The organism is Bacillus sp. R86525, from assembly GCF_042466195.1.
GTDB lineage: Bacteria > Bacillota > Bacilli > Bacillales > Bacillaceae_G > Bacillus_A > Bacillus_A nitratireducens.
In genome coordinates, this window is the sequence record NZ_JAXHPX010000006.1 from 218,857 (window position 1) to 239,058 (window position 20,202).

Below are 20,202 nucleotides of genomic sequence, written 5' to 3' on the forward strand. Positions count from 1 at the left end.
AAATGATTCATTTTTTTGAATAGACATTAGAAAGAAATATGTTTTTTGTACTTAGGGGTAGTGAAAATTCTTAAGTTGATGGGCATGGGGTCACCATATCATTTCGGGAAAATTGTACGTTTAGACACAATTTGGACGCATTTAAGTGATTCTTGTACGTTATCATTTAGTAATCTTGTTTATATGGATTAGAAGAAATTGTGTTAGGAAGTGCAAAATAAATAAGAAAAGTGAAATTTTCATCAATATAGACTCTTCATATATCTATAAACTAAAAAAGAATCCCCTTCAGTAAGCTTTCCAAAGGAAATTCTTTTTCATATTACATTTCTTTACTGCCCCACAGAGCTACTTATTCCAACTAATTTTCTCCCTTGTTCTAAAAGAATCTCATAATTGTTGCTCTCTTTAATTTCCTTTATTCTGCTTTCATTTATAGAAGGATCATTTATTTTAAAGTATTCATTTAAAATTTCATATTGTGTTTTCCCTCGTTTAGTTGAACTATCCTCAATGGCTTCTTTCCATGGAACATTCGCTTTATCCATAATTAATTCTAGAGCTGAGCCAGTCTCATATCGAATATCCCTTTCTAAGAAGCTTGGAGATTCCGCCTGTCCATTGGCAATAAAATTGAATGCCTCCATAAAAGTAACATGATAAGGCTTTTCTTTCTTTGCAAGTACCATAAGGGTTCCACCAGTTAATTTGCTATAACGATATTCTAAGTACCGTGCTGAGCCTTCTATCGCTTCTGCCTTTGTTTCACCAACTAGTTGTGGCCATTTTTTATAGCGGTAATTACGTACAATAGTCCAGTCATATAAAACTTGTTTTAATGTTTCTGGATTATTATCCATCATAGCTCTATCTAATAGCTTAAATTCCAATCCCATTAACGCATAATTTTCTTTTTTTACAGGATAATCATCAATATATTCTCCACCATTTGCATCATATGTCCAATCTTTTTGTTTATAAGCATGAAAAGATTCATGTAATAAAAAGGAAGGGAAATCAAAATATAAATCTGGATTACTAAACATTTTAGGATAATATTTCAAATAAAAGATCTGATTATTTGAAATATCTACTGCTCCAAAATTTGAAGGAAACCATGTAGAAAGCGTTCCAAGATCAAAACGACTTAAACGATATACCTTAGGTAAATGTAAGGATTTAGGGACTTGTATCTCCTTTGCGAATACACTGTCTTCGATTTGCTTCACATTTATAGCATAAGCTTCTTTACGTATCATTCCTCCATCTTTATTAGTACGTATTAGAATTAACGGTTTTTTTTCAAAATGATACTTGCCATCCCAAAGTTTATCACTAGATTCTTCAAAGTTTTTATATATAGTTGATAATTCTTGCAACATTCGTTGGTCAGTTTCATTCAACGATTCAAACTTTGTATGATAATTCTTATTGAAGACGATGGCTACTAAAATAATCACTACAAATGTTATGAATAAAACCGCAAATATTTTTAAAAATCTTTTCATGCTACTCTCCTTTATGAATATACATTATTTAACTATTTCAATGGGTGAAATTTAATTATTATCGTTAATATATGGAAACATAATATTACCTTTAGTGATACCCTAAATTTATATAGTAACTCAAAAAACAGTTATGTTGCTATTTTATTCCGTAAGATTATCAAACTATTAGGAAGGAAGTTGTCACATAAAAAATAGTCAAGATTATTTTCAAAGCATTATTTAGTTAAAAAACATAAAATAATGTAAGTTTCCTCGTATTATTTTTCTTATCCCATCCATTAAATTGGTTCTTTATCATGTCCTCGATAAAATTACCTATGTAGGGGTCTCGCCACACATCCATCAACCTAAACTTCTGAAGTATCCCCAAAACGAAAATTTCATCCTTTCATAGTTGTCCATAGGAGCTCAGCTCGATTTTTCATTTTAGAGAAAAATACATTTCTTAAATTGATGGCAATATGGCAGGTTGTGTATTAAAAATAATGTTACGATGTTTATAAAAAAGATGCGATGAAATATGTTGATAGATTTTTTAATAATATTCATATAAAATACTATTTTGACTTTGATTAAACTTTGTTTCAAACTAACATTAAAATCTATTTTAAAGAAAGGGAAATAGGGTAGCAAATGAAAGCAAACATTAAAATTATTCAAAACCTTAAAGGGGTCACCATATCATTCTGGGAAAATTGTACGCTAAGGACTACAAAACCTTATCCTTACAGTATTTTTAAAGATAAATATATGTTCAGAAAGATAAAAACCTAAGCTTAATTGAACATTGATTTGTTTACACATTTTATGAACATGATTATAGTCAGAAAACGTTGATATTATTGAGTTTTACCCTCTGTTCATAAATATAGGATTTTCTGGACAGATGTCTCTTAAGGTACAGGAAACACCTGAAATATGTCCAAATTGTGTCTAAACGTACAATTTTCCCGAAATGGTATCGTGAGGCCTGAGATGTGACCATTTTTTATTTGTTTGAAGGATTTTTCCATTTACTTTTATGTGGTTTTTCATCGACACTCATCTTCTTTACTAGCAAAACGAATATATAACTATCGTATCACATTTAAATTGAAACATTGCTTTAAGGACATATTTCGCAAGAAATCTATCCTAAACAAACACTACAGTATCTATTTAGCGGATTAATTCAACATAAGATTCAATGTAGACTATTGATTATGTATCTTTTTTTTATTAAATATTACAGTACGTGAAATTTTAAATATTTTTACTAAAAAAGCCCCTTGAAAGGAGCACTTATTTTACAAGATACTTTTCTATTTCTTTTATTAATAGTTCAGCACCTTCTGAACTTAATGTTATCTTACCCTTTGCTAATGCTATGTTACGATTTGACACTTCTCCTGTTAATAGACAAACAGCACCAGGCTGATATTTCTGTAAAACAATGTCTTCACCTTCTACAAAAATCTCTAATGGTGATTTTTCTTTAATCCCAAGCGTATTTCTAAGTTCCTTTGGTATTACTACACGCCCTAATTCATCTACTTTTCTAGTCACTCCGGTTGCTTTCATCTAGTCTCTTTCCCCATTTCATTATCAATTTGTACCCAAGTTATTCTTGACTATTGTAACAGGCTTTCGCCATACATGAGAAACATAATAAACCAAAAACAGACGATCATAACAAGAAATTCTTTAAAGGGTTTCTTTGCCCATCCCCGAAAAGGGGTGTTAATACAAAATATTCCATATAATTTATGTACGAATTTATGCTTCATCCTTAGTTATTCGATTTGGAACATAAACGCGTTCGTTTTTGTTACATTTTTTCGTCTTAAATTCTAATCTAGATTGTATTGAATTTAGATGTAACTAAAATCTGTCTCAAAAATAATTTAACACAATATAAAACTTCTACCTTTTTGTTACATCGATTGTTTATTAATTGGTGTTTTCTATCTTATTCCTCTTTTTCGGGAGATGGGCAAAAACACCCAGAAAACAAAAAAAGTATTATATAATCAACAAAATGCAATATATATTTGACAAAAAGTTAATTATTTTATACATTATCATTGTAAGGAGGATTGTATGAAAAATAAACGTATGAAAATGGCTCGTATTGAATGTGATATGAAACAAGCAGATTTAGCTAAAGCTGTTGGTGTTACACGCCAAACCATAGGTATGATTGAATCTGGGAATTATAATCCTACCCTTAACCTTTGTATCTCAATATGTAAAGTATTAGGGAAAACTTTGGATGAATTATTTTGGGAGGAAGAAAAATGAAAAATAACATAGTTATAGATGAGAGAGTTCAAGCACTAAAACGAAAAATAACAAATGAAGCTTTTCAGCTTTTGATGTTGTTTCTTTTAGGCTCGATATTAGTAAAGCAGTTTGTACTTAGAATTGACTTTTTAGGGTATTCTACTGAATTTATAGCTTTTTTCGGAGCATCTTTTTACATTTTAATTAGGAATATTTTTGTTGGGAATAAAATATTCTTAAATGAAGAAAAGAAAAATAAGAGTATCATCATAAATAGTCTTATAAATGGGGTTGTTATTACAGCAGTAATAGCAATTATTCAATATTCTAATTCGGAAATCAGTGAAGGGTATGGAGTTACATTAATTGTTGGTTTCTTAGTTTCTACATTATCAACTTTCCTGATATATATGATTATCAGTTGGGTAAATCAAAAAAGAATAAAAAAAATCGAGGAACAATTTGAAGATGATGATGAAGTATAATGAAATAAACGTTTGTGAATAAATACACTTAAATAAACAGGTGCTTTAGCGAAAGAAGAAGTAATTGATTTTATGATTGAGATCATATTTTAGTTATACCATTATGGGGCAAGGTAATGATTCTTTCTTTTTCGGGCCACTCATTAAAAATTAGTTCCGTAAACTTATTTTCATAATGATTTATCCGTGCTCTGTAAACAAATGTTGTCAAAATCAATATAAAAAGTTAACGGAATTCCAATTCTGTTAACTTAAACTTGCGAATGGTCCCTAAGAATAGTAAGCGTTGCCGTGCCCCTTCTAACAAATGAATTGTAGGAAGGGTTTTATTTTTATAAAGAGAAAATTTAACAACATTTTTATCTCTATACAAAAGGAGCCTGGTTCCTTATAGAAATAGGCTCTTAATGTCCGCTAATGCTTGTTGCGTGATTTTGTTCCATTGCTACACAGACCACAGTAACCCTTTCTGGTGTGAGAGCCTTTAGAATATCACAGATTTGCTGATTGGGTTATTTTTTCTATGCGAACATTTTTTAACGAGAACTTTTCAATGTCCAGATTACAAAAATGCCCCATTTATCCCTTTCGTTGTCCACATCTTGACAGAAACTCCGAAAACATGCTTTCCCATGAATCAGCAGTACTTGCCAATGAACGTTGGCTTCGCTTCATCCCTCTATTTCTCGCATACTATCCTTGAACCGAATCAATTCTCGATCTCGACTTCATTCTCCACCCGCTCTTTCAGATACGCTTCATTAACTTGTGGCAATACCGTTACAATCTGAATGGCCAAGCCAAGCCCAATATAGAAAAGATGGACAATTGCAACTGCATTCAAGATATAATTCTCCACCGAGATCCAAATAATTAAAATAATCGAAATATACAAGGAATAAGCCCAGGACCAATGCAATTTTTTGAATACATTTAAGTGATCAGCCCATTTACATTCCCGTCTCGTAATTAATCCCCAGGCGACGATTAACGGAAAGATCCCCATGAACACCAAGAGAATGATTCCAGGAATAAGATAGTCGGGAAATAGCTCAATTTGCATAATGTCGGTGGGCATCCCTAGCAAGCTTCCGCTCGGTTCAATCACCAGTACCGCCCCCCCCAAAACTGCGCCTATTCCCAAAAATAAATGAAGACCAATCAACAGCCAGACTGAAAAAGTACGCCTTGGTGCAGCTTTCACATCCATCATCCCTTCGAATAAATTTTTTTGTGTGAGCTTACCAGATTTCCGAATAAAATGTGATAATTTTCACTTATCAGGCTGCCATGTATGAAGCAAGCGGTATACCTTAACAATGATCCCGATGATGTTTATTTCAATTTATCATATGTTCTAGTCAGTGAAAAGTTTCTCGTCGAAAAAAGGCACAGTAAAATAACCCAATCAAGCGAATCCATGATACCCTAAGGTTTCCACACCAGAAAGGAGATCAGATCGCAAGAAAGGGTTACGTTGTAAGTTTACCCTATTTCAGTACGATCGAACAAGCCCATGTTGAAATTTATAGATGAAGACTTGTCTGCCTTCCGTCCCTGCTTTTCCCGAAAAGCCACCTACAAGTAGTGGTTTGTGGTAATCGTCGTCGGCCTCATGATCCAAGCGGATCATTTGGGCCTCAGAGCCATCATTCGCAGTCTGGCTATATCTCCCGCGTCACTATGAATCGATAGTCCACTTCTTTCTTTCCGACGCTTGGTCGCTCGAAGCGCTTCGGCTCGCTATACCCAGAATGGGGTACAGCCAAGATATGTGTAAAAATAGGTCATAACCTTACTTTTATTTCCAGAATCGATTTATTGAGTTTATAAATATCGTTTTGTTTATTTTTATTAAGTAATTTGTCTATTATGGGTTAACCTTAATCATCCATTCGTTAGCTACTGAAAACAATTTGTTTCGATTGTATGATCAGGGTGTGTGATAATAGGTTAAAAAATAATAGAGAAACCTCCGATTTAAGTATGTTTGGAAATAAAGACAAGTACACTCAAATCTTAGTTACTTTTACAAAAGAACAAGTTAAGCAAATAGAAAATTATTGGCATGAAAATAAGCTAAAGAATCGAAATGAAGCAATTCGTCAGATCGTAGACAAAGGGTTAAGTCGTAAATAATGACTACCCTTTTTATTTTCCTCAAAAAACCTAAAAATGCATTTAAAGTCCGTTTCTCCCTTTACATGCGTTTTTAGGATAAATACGACTTATTAACGATTACACCAAAACCCTATAAAACCAAATCTGAAGAGTCATTTTTGATTTAAACTGATTTTTTTTCATGTATTCTTTAAACAAATGAAAAAAGAGCCAGATATTCATCACAGCTCATGTATTAATTGGTTCTGTATGTGTACATGTAGGATATTGAGAGCAACCAAAAAACTTATTTCCGGTTTTATTTGAATTACGGATCACTAAATCATGTTTACATGTTGGACATTTCCGTTCTGCAGGCTTTACCCCTTGATATACATCTTCAGCCGAATATTCGGGATTAATTTTATTAATCAGTTTCTGAAGTTCTACACGATCTATTAGTTTTACATGACAAGCTTCCGCTAATTCCTTTGCTTGTCTTGTATATACACTGTTTGTTACAACCCAGCCCTCATGTGCTTTGTAATAGGCTTGTGCTGCATATATCTCTTGTACGGCACTGATGCCGACTCTATTTTTCATCCCGTAGCGTTTCGCCTGGATGACAATACGATTTTTCCCCTTCAATACCAGATCCGCTCCGAAATCATTTGACTGCTTTGTGACTGTTGGAGAATAACCCAACTCTCGAAAGAGAGCTTTTAGGTATACTTCGAATTGATGTCCGTCCATTTTATCTATATAACGAATACCAGACTTAGCCATTCGCTGTAATATTCTTCGCTCTTGGATCTTCCGGTACATAAATTTACAAATACGAAAAAGAACATAAAGGATAAAACCATACATCAAAATTTGTAATATGTTTTGCATTTTTGGTAGATTAGACACTTCTTTCCACCTCTTTAATTGGTTTTATTTTCTTTGGTTGAGCTGTTTCTTTTGCCTGTTGCTCACTCACTTGTTTCTTCCGGACATCGTTCCAATCTTTTTCATTCGTTGGAATCTCCTCTTTAAGATCTACAAAGCATTTCATTGTCTGAATGAAGTCTTTCCCAGCCTTATCATTATCAACTGCCATGATGACTTCTTTAATATCGTGCCCTTCTTTTTTCGCATCCATTAAAGATTGAATCACTGTTTTTGACTTCAATCCATGCATAGAAACCAGGCGAGCATTTTGGATATTATTTTGTTTAATGCTCCAATGAGATAACATGTCGATTGGATCTTCATAAAAATAGATCTTATCCGGCTTACCCACATCAACCGTAAAACCTGCATTGATTTTTTCATAATTCGGGACGATTTGTTTAAAGCTGCCTCTTTTATTCTCCATTTTTACAGTGCCTTGACGGTTCATTCCAATTACTTGCCCTTTGCCACCTTCTTCTCTCCATTTGAACACGACATTGTTTTTCTTATCCTGGACGATAAGATCCCTTTTAATCAGCCAGTTCACCAGGCGAGGATCTATTTTCCGCTCATCAATTAAGTATTGCTTGATTTCTGTTTGTTTCGGCACCTCTAAGTGTTTTGGATAACTAAAAGGCTGCTGCTCTTTTTTGCGTTCCTCTTCAGCTTTTGAACGATCAAACTCTTTGTAATCCCCTTTATTGATTTCTAATACAGCTTGCGGAAATGTCATTTCATAGTACATCATCGCAAAGCTAATCGCTCCATAGCCCTTTTCGCCACGACTATTCCAGGCGTATTGATTCCCTTTAACGATGAGACTGTCATGTTCCGTATGACGGTAATAGTTTCCCTCTTTCTTAAACGTTTCTCCCTTTGCTTCCAGATATGGATGTTTTTGCCCATCGCCCCGAAATGGGGGATTAAGCCTGGTTAATTAAAAAATAATACGTTGTGTCAAAAAGTACACTTTATGACATAGCTGAAAAACTAGAATTTTCCGTTTCAAAAATACAACTTAATAACATTTGAAACGTGTCAATGCAATTGTACATATTTTGAAATGTATATTTTTTAAAAGTAACCTTAAAACCCTTATTTATAAGGAATTTTCACGATATATTTTTCTTATCCCCCCATTTCAAGGGGATGGGAAAAATACCCAATTCTTAACTGTTATGCTTCTTTCTTCAATTGTGTTCCATAAACTTAATGTATCATCGATTTTAAATGTGTTCCGTAAACAGTATCTATTATATTAAGTTTAATAAGTGGAGATATATTCATTTGTAAAATAATTATTACATACACAGGAGGTTATGAAATGGATATGGAATGTACAATTTTTTGTTTTGGGAGTGTTATAAAATTCTTAAGTTGATGGGCGTGTGGGGGTACCCCTTGTATCAAAAATATATTTAACAATTATTGCCTTATTGGGAGCTGATATGTTATACAATTAGATGATAGGAGGGGGATATATAAAATGAAAAGGGGCAGAAAGAGTACTATTAGAATTCTTATTATTGTTGCACTGGTTTCAGCTATTGGATATGCAATATACGAAGGGATAATAAAAGAACGATATCCTAACGTTGTAGAAGGTGATAAGGCTCCGTATTTTGCACTAAAATCCATTGATAATGAAAAGGTTGAAATAAATAATATAACAAAAGATGGTGTCATCATTAACTTTTGGGCAACTTGGTGTGACTACTGTCAAAGAGAGATGCCTGCCTTTGAAAATATATATAAGCAATACAAAGATAAAAACATAGAAATCATTTCAATTAACCTACAAGAGCCAGAAACTGATGTGAAGAAATATATAAAAGAAAAAGAGTTATCATTTCCGGTTGTTATAGATACTGAAGGTGAAGTGAGTAAAAAATATCAAGTTACAACAGTACCAACAACCTATTTATTAGATTCAAAGGGAAAAGTCATCAAAAAGAATGTTGGCGAAATGGATGAGAAGATGTTAGAGGGATGGATGAAACAAATCACACATTAATAAAACAAGCATAATTATTAAAAAGAGTAATTAACAAGGAATTGTTTGATATATGCACAGCTCCTTTTTTATTTTATATCAAATTTTACTTGTAATCTTCTTTGCTCCATTTTTTATAAAGATCCATCATTGTTTTGATTTCAGTGTTATTCATTTTTTACCACCTCGTAAATTTGTTTTTAAATCGGAAAGTTCATAAAGGAGTATCGCCATCAAGCTAAGATTTTAAAGTATCCCCTAAACGGAAATTCTATATTTTTTATAGTACAAAAGTTTAATTTTAACGTTTTGGGGAAAAATGTGTTTCTTAAGTTGATAGCGATGGGGACGGCCCTCTAACCCTTTAACTGAAAGAAAACTTGTTCAATATTGCCTCAGTACCAAGTATGACCGTGTTAAGCTCATTCCCTCGGCTATCTTCTCCCCTTCTGAAATAGAGACTGCGTAAAAAATTCTTGCTGTTCACGCGAGCAATCACCTGACTGCGACTTCTCGGTAAATTGCAGCATTGCGCTAAGCCGCTAATCCAATCAGCGATTTCTTGATGTGGAAGTAACTCTTTGTCAATCATCGTATCCACGATGTTTACCAACCGCTCATCATCCTCATCGCTAAAAATGTGTCTAACATTATGAAGCATGCCAGAAATAGCGACAAGAACCTCACGCAGCATTGCGACGCTGCTCTCCTCGCACTGCACCAGCTCAACAAAAACATCCGCACCATGAGACGCGCTGTGAGCCCAGCCTCCTACTGAAAGGTAACCTCTCAGATCCTTCTCCTCTTTATAATAACGGAGCATCGCATGCATTAATTGCTCAATTTCCGCTTGATTAAAAAATGGATTCTGTCTGTGGCGTTGTACAATCAAAGCGATAGGTAAGGCAGAGAACGTCCTTGTAAAAACTGACTGATCATCCTCGCTACCAATATTATAGAACAAATGGTTCTCATCAGTCAGAACAGTTAAGAGGCTTCGTAACTCCTCTTCACTGAATCTATTCTCTTCCTTAATCCACATATAAAACATCGAATAAATCAGGTTATCCCGTAATTCTGGCTGAGGATCGCCAATATATTGAAGTAACAAAGGTAAGAAATCTTGATGCTGCTCACCTTCGCGTAACTGATACTCATCCTTCTCAATTCTTTGTAAATCCAGCATCAATTTAATCCTTGTATCGCTCATTTCCCCATCTCCTTCAACATTAACATAATCTCCTCTATAACAACTTCTGGTTCATCATGATGAATATAATGTCCACTTCGACTAGCAATCCGGTACTTGCTCGACGTTGATAGCCATTGGAATTCTGCTTGGAGTCTTTGCTCAATTTCCAATATTTCTTGAGATGGCCATCCCTCTTCAACATTGTCAGGTAAACCTCTTGTAATAATTGCAAGAGGGAGGTTACTTTGCTTTGAATGATCAACGATTTGCTTATAACTTTGTATTTTATCAATCTTCTCACTATTCAACATAGGATTCTCGTAATATTTCCTATTTCTTGCAAGCAGATTTTCGGGTAGAACCTTTTCATAGGCAAGTTCTTTATATTCCGGTGCAGCGTCAACCAAAACCATACCACAGATGTTTAGTGGATAAAGGCTGGCATATAATCTAGCGACCAAACCACCAAAAGAATGCCCCACCAATATATAGGGCTTCTCCACTTCAAGCGCTAGCAACAATTCGTTGAGCTCCTCGACTAGATCATAGCAAGTCGTCGGGACGGATGCGACTTGACTCCTGCCAATACCAGACCTGTTATAGGAAAAGGTTGATGTTTTTTGCGATATTCGGTCTTGGACTTTTTTCCATGTCTCATAGCTATCGCCTAACCCTGCTATGAAGATTACGCTTGGAATACTGTTACGTGAATATTTATTGAATAGTCTGCGGTTATCACAGATATCAATTATCTTTTCATTTTGTATAGTCACTTTTAATCACCCAGTTCAATTATAAGCTTCACACTATCAATATTTCCATAATAATTTGATTATTGTATTTTTTTGCGAACTTTCCCGTTTTTTATTTTGTAACTTCAGCTGAAACCACTCCAAAAAAAATCTGTGGAATACCAATTGATAATTTGCTTACTTCCAAGTTTTTTGTCGTTTTAAACATTTCACACTGAATCGCCGAAATCTATTTGATGTTCTGTACATAAAAATAAACCATCGAAATGAAGCAATTCATCAGATCGTAGACAAAGGGTTAAGTCGTAAATAATGACTCCCCTTTTTATTTTCCCTAAAAAACCTAAAAACGCATTTAAATTCCCTCTCTCCCTTTACATGCGTTTCTATAACAAATACGACTTATTATATTAATACCTCCTTCAAAAACCCTTACAAATAAATCTGAAAGGTCATTTTTTAGTTAAACTGATTTTTTCATTTATTCTTTATGCAAATAAAAAAAGAGCCGGATTTTCATCACAGCTCATGTATTGATTGGTTCTGTATGTGTACATGTAGGGTATTGAGAACAACCAAAAAACTTATTTCCGGTTTTATTTGAATTACGAATCACTAAATCATGTTTACATGTTGGACATTTCCGTTCTGCAGGTGTTACCCCTTGATACACATCTTCAGCCGAATATTCGGGATTGAATTTATTAATCAATTTCTGAAGGTCTACACGATCTATTAGTTTTACATTGCAAGCTTCCGCCAATTCTTTCGCCTGCCTTGTATACACACTGTTCGTTACAACCCAGCCCTCATGTGCCTTGTAATAGGCTTGTGCTGCATATATCTCCTGTACGGCACTAATACCAACTCTATTTTTCATCCCGTAGCGTTTCGCCTGGATTACAATACGATTCTTCCCCTTCAATACCAGATCCGCCCCGAAATCATTTGACTGCTTTGTGACTGTTGGAGAATAACCCAACTCTCGAAAGAGAGCTTTTAGGTATACTTCGAATTGATGTCCGTCCATTTTGTCTATAAAGCGAATACTGGACTTCGCCATTCGCTTCAGCATTCTACGCTCCTGGATCTTCCGGTACACAAATTTACAAATATGAAAAAGTACGTAAAGGATAAAACTATAAATCAAAATCTGTAGTATGTTTGGCATAGATGGTAGATTAGACACTTCTTTCCACCTCTTTGATTAATTTTATTTTCTTTGGTTGAGCTGTTTCTTTTGGCTGTTGTTCACTCACTTGTTTCTTCCGGACATCGTTCCAATCTTTTTCATTCGTTGGAATATCCTCTTTAAGATCTACAAAGCATTTCATCGTCTGAATGAAGTCTTTCCCAGCCTTATCATTATCAACTGCCATAATGACCTCTTTAATATCGTGCCCTTCTTTTTTCGCATCCATTAAAGATTGAATCACTGTTTTTGACTTCAATCCATGCATAGAAACCAGGCGAGAGTTTTGGATATTATTTTGTTTAATACTCCAATGAGATAACATGTCGATTGGATCTTCATAAAAATAAATTTTATCCGGTTTACCTACATCAACCGTAAAACCGGCATTGATTTTTTCATAATTCGGGACAATTTGCTTAAAGCTTCCTCTTTTATTCTCCATTTTCACTGTACCTTGACGGTTCATACCAATGACTTGCCCTTTGCCTCCTTCTTCCCTCCATTTAAACACCACATTATTTTTCTTATCCTGGGCGATGAGATCCTTTTTAATTAGCCAATTCACCAGGCGAGAATCTATTTTCCGTTCATGAACTAGATATTCTTTTATCTCTGTTTGCTTATTTACTTCCAGGTGTTTTGGGTAACTAAATGGCTGCTGCTCTTTTTTGCGTTCTTCTTCAGCTTTTGAACGATCCAACTCTTTGTAATCCCCCTTTTGAATGTCCATCACAGCTTGAGGGAATGTCATGTCATAGTACATCATGGCAAAGCTAATCGCTCCATACCCTTTTTCCCCTCGACTATTCCAGGCGTACTGATTCCCTTTAATGATGAGACTGTCATGTTCCGTATGACGATAATAGTTTCCTTCTTTCTTAAACGTTTCTCCTTTTGCTTCCAGATATGAAATCAAGTCAACTTTTCTTGCTTTCATCGTATCCTCCGTACTGACATGTGCCATTACGGAATCCCCCCTTCACTCTATAAAATGAAATAAAAAAGAGGACTATTCCGTTTCATAGTCCTTTCCTATTAATCTGCAATTTCAGTTTTGTGGTCCCGTTTCTTGATTCTCAGCTTTCCCAAGATTCTTTGACCAAATAACAACAACATGTTCAAAAAGACAGCTACAAGGAACATACAGCCCGAAAACAGCCATACATTCATGACATTCACCCCTTTCGTTCTACAAACAAGAAAGAGGGCTTTTACTTTTACCCTCTTTCATTTTTAGATATAAAAAAATCACTCTCCGTTATCTCAATTGAGTAACAAAAAATGAATTAATCTGGTTCTCCGGTTATAAAATTTTTCATCGTTCCATTTCCATTGTTTCTCTTTTTCTACTTGATTTCTTTGTAGCCTTCGACTGTTCTACATTACCTGAGGCAATAGGCTCTGGCTCTTCGTTTTTTTCTTTGCTATGAGTTTGTTTCCCGTTTAACGGCTGATATTTCTTATCCATATCCATTTGACTTGAAGTTGTGGACTGATTCACCGTAATTCCCTCTTTCCCAAGCTTCTCATCCACCTGGCTTTCTAATTTCACAACGTGTTCCTGGCTTACTAACTCATTATCAATCGAGACATACTTTGTTGTATAATATCGCTCTTCAGCCTTTACACGAGTGACAATGCTATCAATATCATCTGGTGTTTCTTCATGCTGTGAACGTCTGTATGCTTCGAATTTCCGACTTAAATCTTTATCTAAGGAAGTTAGTTCCTTTTCTTCTGAAGGCTGAATTTTCTGATCCAGAGAAGCAATAGGTGCATATCCTTCCTTTTTCATTTCTTTATACAATTCCACTTCTTTTTCATTAAATGAGTGATCTTTTTGTTCCTCCGCTTTATCAACTAAGAGTCCATATCGTTCATCTTTTACGATTTCATCTAGACTCATATTTGCATCCTTTTCATGAATAATAAATGACAAATTTCCTCTTCCATCAAAGATAGAACTTTGAACCTTTTCATATAAATCTGGTTTCAAAATGTTATCTAAATAGACATTTTCTCGTTTCCCGTTCTTTTCCATGAGGGAAACGTATAAATCATCCCGATTTGTTTTATCTTGATTCCATACAGACAAATAATTTATATCTTTCGTAACGGCATCCATCATGTGGATTCTTGCCAGTTCTTCATCTTGCATACCATTTGCTAATATTTCAATTGTAACTAAGTGGTTTGGTGTCTCTTTCGATTTTTCTACTGTATTTTGTTGTGCTTTTTCCATCGGTATTTCTTTGTTATTTCTATGATTCACTACCTCATCTCGTAACGCTTGTTTTACTTCATCCGATAAATACCTTTTCTCGTTTAATACTTGTTCATACGGTGTCTTGTAGTCCCCATCCCCCATATCCAAACGATCCATACTCACAAGCTCCATTCTCCCAAAATCTCTATCTACTTCTTTTGGAATGGCAATATGATAACGAGTTTTATCATATGGTACATATTCATCTCTTTCTCTTGCTTCCTCTTTTGCTTTTTCAATATTTGTAATGACTTCAGCCATTTTTTCATTGGCCTCTCCAAATGGAATCAACTGACTACCCTTAAAATTTTCGTTTTCGCTCCACTGAACTAACATAGTTGGACGAGTAATTTCATCTTTATTTAGTGCTGCATACTTTTCTTGATTCGCTTCGTTAAATGCATCAATAAATTCTTTATCACTCAACTTTTCTGCGCCTTCTACGGGCTCAAACGATCGGTTTTTATCCGCTTGTTCCCTTAACTCTGCAACAGAAACAAGCTCTTGTGTCGTGTTACTTAAACTCATAAATTCGACCAATAAAATATTTTTTTCGTCCTGTTTTTCATTTCTATTTGCCACACTTTCCACCTCTTTCTCATTTATTTGTTCTTTTTCCTTTTCTAGTGTGTTTTCAATTGTTTCAACAAATTCAATCGACGTTTCATGTACTTCTTTCAATAGCTTCGTTTTATCTTTCATCTCTTTTCCTTGTGTCCAGCTCGCTAAATACCCTAAAGAATATTCGCTTGTATCAATCCCGAAATAAGAAGAAACGGCATAAGCTGTCATTTCTGCTTGGAACTCTTTTTCTGGTGCTGTGTAGTTCAAATATGTCTCTGCTGTATGAAGTTTGGCATGTGCCAATTCATGAAGAAGGGTTTTTACATTTTGCAATTCACTGTTTCGTGGATTCAAGGCAACTTCTTTTGTTAGGGTATAACTCACACCTTTTGCGACACCCAGCTCTGCTTTTGGTTCAATAATTTTCACACCGTTCTTTTCCGCAACGGCTTCCATTCCTCTATACAAACTCTTGTAATCTTTCACACTACCTTCTAACCAGCGATTCGGAAAAATACGAGGGAGGTCTTCTGCTTTTACGTTTGTTTGAGACGCATCAAACACATGGCCGACAGCAAAATATAAGCGACCTGGTTTCACTTCTACGCTTTTAGACTCAATTTGTTTTTTCTCTTCCTCATTTGCTTTAGTTACTGTTTTCCAAGTGCCTTCTTTGTCTTTAAATTTTGCTATAGTTCGGTTTGGAACAAGGATCTGGATTCCTTTCTCACCCTTCTTAACCGCAAACCCTTTTTCTTCCCAAAAAGAAAAGGAACCAACTGCCTTGGCTCCTTCAAATTGACTCTGTATTAATGAAATATTAGATGGTGAATACTGATAAATTTTTGCCATAAACGATAAATAATCTTTTAAATCTCCCGGTGTACGAAAATAGCCTTCTATGCTTTTTTCCATCTTTTTTGTTAAAGCTTGCACCGCTTCTTTCTTTTCTTCCGGTGATTTTGTTTGATACTTTTTCTTATAATTTTTACTCATGATCTTCTCCTACTCTTTCACTTGCTCTTTGCAATTCCTCCATTTCTTCTTCATTCCATCTCTCAGCTGTATCAAAGAAAAGCTCATGAGTTTTTACATTAACCGGAACTAACATATTTTCTTGATTCATGACATGGATTGCCAGTTCTCTCACTTGTTCTCTTGTAATTTTAATTGTTAGTTCTTCCTCTTTTACAAGTAATACAATTTCATCTTCTCCAATTTCTTTAATGACTCCTAATGCGATATCTTCACGAAATAATAACATCTAAATAACCTCCTGTTTTTTTATAAAAAGAAACAATGTAGCTTACGTTACATTGTTCTTTGATGCCTCATGATCTATGCGTTTTTGTCTCGCATGACTAATTCGTTCCGCTACGACTTCTTTTGCTATCTTCACACTTCCCATCTCTTGTTTATCAGTTGTAATAAGGCTATCTACGCCCTCTAAAAAGAAATAACCATTTAATAACTCAATTAAAATTTGCGTATTTCTATCCGTACTATTGGCACCAAGACGAATTTTTGTTAGCTCACTTTTTAACACATCGTGTAAGTTATTCGATACCACTTCCGTTATATAATTTAATGACCATTCTGTATTTTTGGCTGCTTCATGTTCCTTGCAAATTCTTCCCATTGCTTCCCCTGTATATCGAATTCCGTGTTCCTCCATGTAATCCTTTAAATAATCCTCTGTCTCTTGATCCATCGTTACCTGTCTTCTAATTGTACTCATTTAATAACCCCTCTCATTTTGGTATGCACTTTCTTTTTGCAAACGCTCATAATACTTTTGGTTCTTCCAGCTTTCATATTCACTTTTAAAAGCACGTTCCACTTTCCTCATAGAATACTGAATAGATACATTCTGTTGAAATTTTTGAAACGACTTTGATTTTTTCGTGTGATGGATTCTCTTTTGTTCTTTATCATATGCCTTCATTTCTTGTAAAAAGGCGTTCCCCATTCTTTTATATAGGTCATTGATTTTATTCGTTTTATAATTTTCATATTGCTTCTTATCATACTTTCCTTCCCCATATGCTTCTTTAAAAACTTGCACTTCTTTATCTAACTTTTTTAGAAATTGATCGTAATCTTTTTTATGATGATGTTGAATATATCGACTGCTTAATTCATCAATTTCAGGCTTTAATGGTTGAATCGTATTGTAGCTATATTGCCACTGTCTTTTATCACTTGGTAACTGTTTATAGATTTGTAAAAACAACGGTTTCAGATGTTGATTACGCCAATCAAAAACGGAATCCTCTTTTTTCTTTCCCACCATATTGTTTCGAATCAGATCATTAATTTGTTTTTGTTCCTGCTTATGATCTAATAGATTATTTACGACTTTCCCCTTCATTGCATCCAATGTTTTGGGTTTTCTTTTGCCACGTTCTCTCGTTGGAAAAGGTTCAACAGTTGCTACATGAATATGAATATTATCCGTATTAAAGTGAATGGCTGCCGACCAGATAGAGCTTTTTTCCAACCCCTCCTTTTTTTGCATTTCCTTCATCGCAAGCCGTGTTACATCCATTAACTTTTTTTCATCCAATGTTTTTGTTTTCTCATCATAAATTCCTTGTTTCTCTAGCCAGGGATTATGAAAAGAAATGACATCTTGCCACATGATACTTCCATTCTCATGGGCGGTTTTAAACATTTCCTTTAAGGACTTTTTTTCACTTTCTGTTAAGCGATTTGCGTGTTCCGTAAATAGTGCCGATGTCTTTTCTGAATTCCCCATATAGTCTTGATACGTTTCGAACATTTTCGGATTCAGCTTCACTTCACTTTTCGCTTCCTCCCGATCTACATAATCAATATAGTTCTGAAATGCATCCGAACTTGGCAACACAAATTTCGTTTTTAAAACAACACCTGGTGTGACGGAAGACTGAACAGGAACGGCATTATTCATTTTCAACATCCTGCATCATCATTTGAATAAACTCATTCATTTTTTCCATTGCGCTATAACAATCACTCATCATATGGATGTTCTTTTCAATAAGATTTTCTAATTCCATTTCCCTTTTATTTTGTTGATGAAAAAATGCGAGCATTTCAATTTGAGCTTTCAAAAATTTTTGCCGAGATAATCCTTTCCTCTTTGCAATTTCATCTATTTTCTTTACGGCAATTGGATCTACTTCTCTTATTCTAATTTCCACTTTTCCCTCTCCTTTCTGCAATTTTGGGTAGAGATCAAAAAATAGTGAGAAGAGCATAAGGGGTTTTTGTTCCCACCTAAGGTGTGAAGCTAGGCGGAGCCTAGCGAAACGATGGGAACAAGAAAACCTCCAAGGTGAGTACTCACTGATGACACAAATCAAACTGATGAGTACTCACTGACGATACAAAAACAAACAGATGAGCACTCAGTGAGTACTCAAATTTCACTGGTGAGCACTCACTGACGACATTGCTTTTTTCACTTTTTATTAATTTCTTGTGCCTTTTCTTCTAATTTTTTGATCTTATCTCGTGCAATTTTTTGTTCCCCTTTAAACAATTCCACGTTCTTTTCTGATGATTTTATTTTAGATTCTAAGGATGCTATTTTCGATTGCGTTTCTGTTTTTTCTGCATCGGTTTGGTACTTCATTTCATCTTTTAGTTCTTTTACTTTTTCATAAACTGTCTTCGCATTTTCTTCTTCCAGTTTGATTGCTTTCCCATAATTTTTGATCTTTGTTTCAATATCTTTTTTGTCTCTTTCTATAAAATCTAGCTCATATATTTTTTTGTCTTCAGCTAACAATTCATCATTTGCTTTTGTTTTTCTTTGATCGGTAAAAATCGACTGAACAAGTTTATTCGGACTTTTTGTTGCTGCATTCTCTTCTTCATATTCGTTAACATCTTGCGTGAATTTACGAATATCCATTTGTTCTTTTTCACCGTTTTTATTGTAAATATCAAAGGCTAACGCTCCCCAATTCGGAGATAACTCTGTTACTTCCACCACATAATTTCCGTTCTCTTCATACAACACTTTGACAGGTAATTGAACACCAGACTTTGCTTTTTCTTGTGCTTTAAACGTAAATCCTGTTTCCTCATACCCTTCTATTCGAAAGCGAATTTGTATAAAGTTTTTGTGTGGATTGTATTCCCTTTGTTCTACAATCATTTTTCCCATCCCCGACAACTTGATTACTTTATTTGTTTCCGTATGGAATAGTTTTTCATCGTTCGGCATGTAAATTTTAGATGTCAAGAAAGCGAAAAAACCGATAAATAGAAAGCTGATAATTGCTAGGTAAATCCACGACTTATTTTTTCTTAGATTGATTCTTTCACTCTTCTTACTAATTGCACCTATCACACTCTCACCCCACCTTTTTTCGTTATAAAACTTTCATATTGAGTTCTTCTACACTCGTAACTCGCCATGTTTCCTTTTCTTTTTTTATGATGATTCGCAACACATTGTTTACTTTTTCTTCTCGATTTTGCGTTGAATCTGTCGTGACATTTATAAATTCAGCTAACACATTTACCTCCTCTTTATCTGGTTCATTTTTTTGTAAATAAAACTTCATTTCTATTGGTTTCGTTTTATACGTATCTCCTAATTCGTATTTATCAGTTGGATAAAATTGTTGTAAAAGTTCTTCACTCATAATGGATTTTGCTTTTTCTTTTCGCTCACTGTAGCCTTCTTTTTCTCGATGAAATGATAATTGAATAAACGTTTCGGCTGTCGATAAATACGCCCTTCTTTGTTGTTCTTGTGCGGAAGGAAGTACCTTATCCAGTCGGTTTTTTAAATCTTCATTTTGTTTTGTTAGTAATTCATTTGAAAGTTTTAATTGTTTTTCTTTGCCATCACTCATCGATTTTTTGCTCAAATAGATATTAAAATCTGTCACACCTATAACTAAAATGACAAACACAATAAACAAAGATTTTCGCTTATCTTTCATTCT

20 protein-coding genes and 1 pseudogene are annotated in these 20,202 nt (G+C 34.5%); 4 read left to right on the forward strand and 17 right to left on the reverse strand.

Translation table 11 applies throughout. The annotated features are described in order from the left end of the window. Window positions 1-332: 332 nt before the first annotated feature. The 3 genes and pseudogenes from SJY24_RS02105 to SJY24_RS02115 all read right to left on the reverse strand — a co-directional run bounded on the left by SJY24_RS02105 (window position 333) and on the right by SJY24_RS02115 (window position 3,071). A complete protein-coding gene (locus tag SJY24_RS02105; protein WP_088010093.1) occupies window positions 333-1,508 on the reverse strand; it encodes a hypothetical protein in 1,176 nt (391 codons plus the stop codon). A 972-nt stretch (window positions 1,509-2,480) separates the two neighbouring features. After that, window positions 2,481-2,546: pseudogene (locus tag SJY24_RS02110) on the reverse strand (transposase); the annotation flags it as partial. Between the two features lie 246 nt (window positions 2,547-2,792). After that, window positions 2,793-3,071 (reverse strand): AbrB/MazE/SpoVT family DNA-binding domain-containing protein, encoded by a 279-nt coding sequence (locus SJY24_RS02115; protein WP_377863583.1) that lies wholly within the window; start codon window positions 3,069-3,071, stop codon window positions 2,793-2,795. A 519-nt stretch (window positions 3,072-3,590) separates the two neighbouring features. On the opposite strand from SJY24_RS02115, the gene SJY24_RS02120 reads away from it, so the two are divergent. Next, window positions 3,591-3,791 carry a helix-turn-helix transcriptional regulator gene (locus tag SJY24_RS02120; RefSeq protein WP_262720430.1) on the forward strand — a complete coding sequence of 67 codons (201 nt, stop codon included), beginning with the start codon at window positions 3,591-3,593 and terminating at the stop codon, window positions 3,789-3,791. Next, window positions 3,788-4,258, forward strand: a complete 471-nt coding sequence (locus SJY24_RS02125; protein WP_262720432.1) for a DUF6773 family protein — start codon at window positions 3,788-3,790, stop codon at window positions 4,256-4,258. The genes SJY24_RS02120 and SJY24_RS02125 overlap by 4 nt, the downstream gene beginning before the upstream one ends. Window positions 4,259-4,967: 709 nt before the next feature. On the opposite strand, the gene SJY24_RS02130 is transcribed toward SJY24_RS02125, so the two are convergent. After that, window positions 4,968-5,462, reverse strand: coding sequence for a hypothetical protein (locus tag SJY24_RS02130; protein WP_377863584.1), 495 nt, complete (start codon window positions 5,460-5,462; stop codon window positions 4,968-4,970). A 782-nt stretch (window positions 5,463-6,244) separates the two neighbouring features. On the opposite strand from SJY24_RS02130, the gene SJY24_RS02135 reads away from it, so the two are divergent. Next, the gene (locus SJY24_RS02135) at window positions 6,245-6,397 is read left to right on the forward strand and encodes a ribbon-helix-helix domain-containing protein (RefSeq protein WP_262720434.1); all 153 of its coding nucleotides are present in this window, start codon (window positions 6,245-6,247) and stop codon (window positions 6,395-6,397) included. Between the two features lie 210 nt (window positions 6,398-6,607). On the opposite strand, the gene SJY24_RS02140 is transcribed toward SJY24_RS02135, so the two are convergent. Then, window positions 6,608-7,270 (reverse strand): restriction endonuclease, encoded by a 663-nt coding sequence (locus SJY24_RS02140; RefSeq protein ID WP_377863585.1) that lies wholly within the window; start codon window positions 7,268-7,270, stop codon window positions 6,608-6,610. After that, the gene (locus tag SJY24_RS02145) at window positions 7,263-8,180 is read right to left on the reverse strand and encodes a DUF3991 domain-containing protein (protein ID WP_377863635.1); all 918 of its coding nucleotides are present in this window, start codon (window positions 8,178-8,180) and stop codon (window positions 7,263-7,265) included. Before SJY24_RS02145 ends, SJY24_RS02140 begins: the two co-directional genes overlap by 8 nt. Window positions 8,181-8,780: 600 nt before the next feature. Here SJY24_RS02145 and resA point away from each other — a divergent pair. Then, window positions 8,781-9,308 carry a thiol-disulfide oxidoreductase ResA gene (resA, locus tag SJY24_RS02150; RefSeq protein WP_377863586.1) on the forward strand — a complete coding sequence of 176 codons (528 nt, stop codon included), beginning with the start codon at window positions 8,781-8,783 and terminating at the stop codon, window positions 9,306-9,308. A gap of 343 nt (window positions 9,309-9,651) precedes the next feature. On the opposite strand, the gene SJY24_RS02155 is transcribed toward resA, so the two are convergent. The 11 genes from SJY24_RS02155 to SJY24_RS02205 all read right to left on the reverse strand — a co-directional run bounded on the left by SJY24_RS02155 (window position 9,652) and on the right by SJY24_RS02205 (window position 20,199). After that, window positions 9,652-10,497 carry a DUF2785 domain-containing protein gene (locus SJY24_RS02155; protein WP_377863587.1) on the reverse strand — a complete coding sequence of 282 codons (846 nt, stop codon included), beginning with the start codon at window positions 10,495-10,497 and terminating at the stop codon, window positions 9,652-9,654. Beyond that, window positions 10,494-11,252: an alpha/beta fold hydrolase gene (locus SJY24_RS02160; RefSeq protein ID WP_377863588.1), complete on the reverse strand. Its 759-nt coding sequence runs from the start codon at window positions 11,250-11,252 to the stop codon at window positions 10,494-10,496. The genes SJY24_RS02155 and SJY24_RS02160 overlap by 4 nt, the downstream gene beginning before the upstream one ends. Window positions 11,253-11,757: 505 nt before the next feature. Continuing rightward, the gene (locus tag SJY24_RS02165) at window positions 11,758-12,420 is read right to left on the reverse strand and encodes a restriction endonuclease (protein WP_377863589.1); all 663 of its coding nucleotides are present in this window, start codon (window positions 12,418-12,420) and stop codon (window positions 11,758-11,760) included. Beyond that, window positions 12,413-13,390, reverse strand: coding sequence for a DUF3991 domain-containing protein (locus SJY24_RS02170; protein ID WP_377863590.1), 978 nt, complete (start codon window positions 13,388-13,390; stop codon window positions 12,413-12,415). The genes SJY24_RS02165 and SJY24_RS02170 overlap by 8 nt, the downstream gene beginning before the upstream one ends. A 351-nt stretch (window positions 13,391-13,741) precedes the next feature. Then, window positions 13,742-16,252: an LPD25 domain-containing protein gene (locus SJY24_RS02175; protein WP_377863591.1), complete on the reverse strand. Its 2,511-nt coding sequence runs from the start codon at window positions 16,250-16,252 to the stop codon at window positions 13,742-13,744. Next, complete coding sequence (locus tag SJY24_RS02180; protein WP_016093911.1) at window positions 16,245-16,520, reverse strand: hypothetical protein; 276 nt, start codon at window positions 16,518-16,520, stop codon at window positions 16,245-16,247. The genes SJY24_RS02175 and SJY24_RS02180 overlap by 8 nt, the downstream gene beginning before the upstream one ends. Before the next feature lie 42 nt (window positions 16,521-16,562). Then, entirely contained in the window at window positions 16,563-16,994 is a 432-nt protein-coding gene (locus SJY24_RS02185; protein ID WP_377863592.1) for a hypothetical protein, read from the reverse strand. After that, complete coding sequence (mobP2, locus tag SJY24_RS02190; RefSeq protein ID WP_377863593.1) at window positions 16,995-18,188, reverse strand: MobP2 family relaxase; 1,194 nt, start codon at window positions 18,186-18,188, stop codon at window positions 16,995-16,997. After that, window positions 18,181-18,441, reverse strand: a complete 261-nt coding sequence (locus SJY24_RS02195; RefSeq protein WP_377863594.1) for a hypothetical protein — start codon at window positions 18,439-18,441, stop codon at window positions 18,181-18,183. The genes mobP2 and SJY24_RS02195 overlap by 8 nt, the downstream gene beginning before the upstream one ends. 260 nt (window positions 18,442-18,701) lie before the next feature. Next, window positions 18,702-19,598, reverse strand: coding sequence for a hypothetical protein (locus SJY24_RS02200; RefSeq protein WP_377863595.1), 897 nt, complete (start codon window positions 19,596-19,598; stop codon window positions 18,702-18,704). Between the two features lie 22 nt (window positions 19,599-19,620). Then, window positions 19,621-20,199, reverse strand: coding sequence for a MerR family transcriptional regulator (locus tag SJY24_RS02205; protein WP_377863596.1), 579 nt, complete (start codon window positions 20,197-20,199; stop codon window positions 19,621-19,623). Between the last annotated feature and the right edge of the window lie 3 nt (window positions 20,200-20,202).

Coding starts and splice junctions, on each gene's coding strand:
- SJY24_RS02175 (WP_377863591.1), bottom strand. CDS start 16,252: ATGAGTAAAAATTATAAGAAAAAGTATCAAACAAAATCACCGGAAGAA.
- SJY24_RS02205 (WP_377863596.1), bottom strand. CDS start 20,199: ATGAAAGATAAGCGAAAATCTTTGTTTATTGTGTTTGTCATTTTAGTT.
- SJY24_RS02185 (WP_377863592.1), bottom strand. CDS start 16,994: ATGAGTACAATTAGAAGACAGGTAACGATGGATCAAGAGACAGAGGAT.
- mobP2 (WP_377863593.1), bottom strand. CDS start 18,188: ATGAATAATGCCGTTCCTGTTCAGTCTTCCGTCACACCAGGTGTTGTT.
- SJY24_RS02105 (WP_088010093.1), bottom strand. CDS start 1,508: ATGAAAAGATTTTTAAAAATATTTGCGGTTTTATTCATAACATTTGTA.
- SJY24_RS02180 (WP_016093911.1), bottom strand. CDS start 16,520: ATGTTATTATTTCGTGAAGATATCGCATTAGGAGTCATTAAAGAAATT.
- SJY24_RS02120 (WP_262720430.1), top strand. CDS start 3,591: ATGAAAAATAAACGTATGAAAATGGCTCGTATTGAATGTGATATGAAA.
- SJY24_RS02125 (WP_262720432.1), top strand. CDS start 3,788: ATGAAAAATAACATAGTTATAGATGAGAGAGTTCAAGCACTAAAACGA.
- SJY24_RS02170 (WP_377863590.1), bottom strand. CDS start 13,390: ATGGCACATGTCAGTACGGAGGATACGATGAAAGCAAGAAAAGTTGAC.
- SJY24_RS02155 (WP_377863587.1), bottom strand. CDS start 10,497: ATGAGCGATACAAGGATTAAATTGATGCTGGATTTACAAAGAATTGAG.
- SJY24_RS02135 (WP_262720434.1), top strand. CDS start 6,245: ATGTTTGGAAATAAAGACAAGTACACTCAAATCTTAGTTACTTTTACA.
- SJY24_RS02115 (WP_377863583.1), bottom strand. CDS start 3,071: ATGAAAGCAACCGGAGTGACTAGAAAAGTAGATGAATTAGGGCGTGTA.
- resA (WP_377863586.1), top strand. CDS start 8,781: ATGAAAAGGGGCAGAAAGAGTACTATTAGAATTCTTATTATTGTTGCA.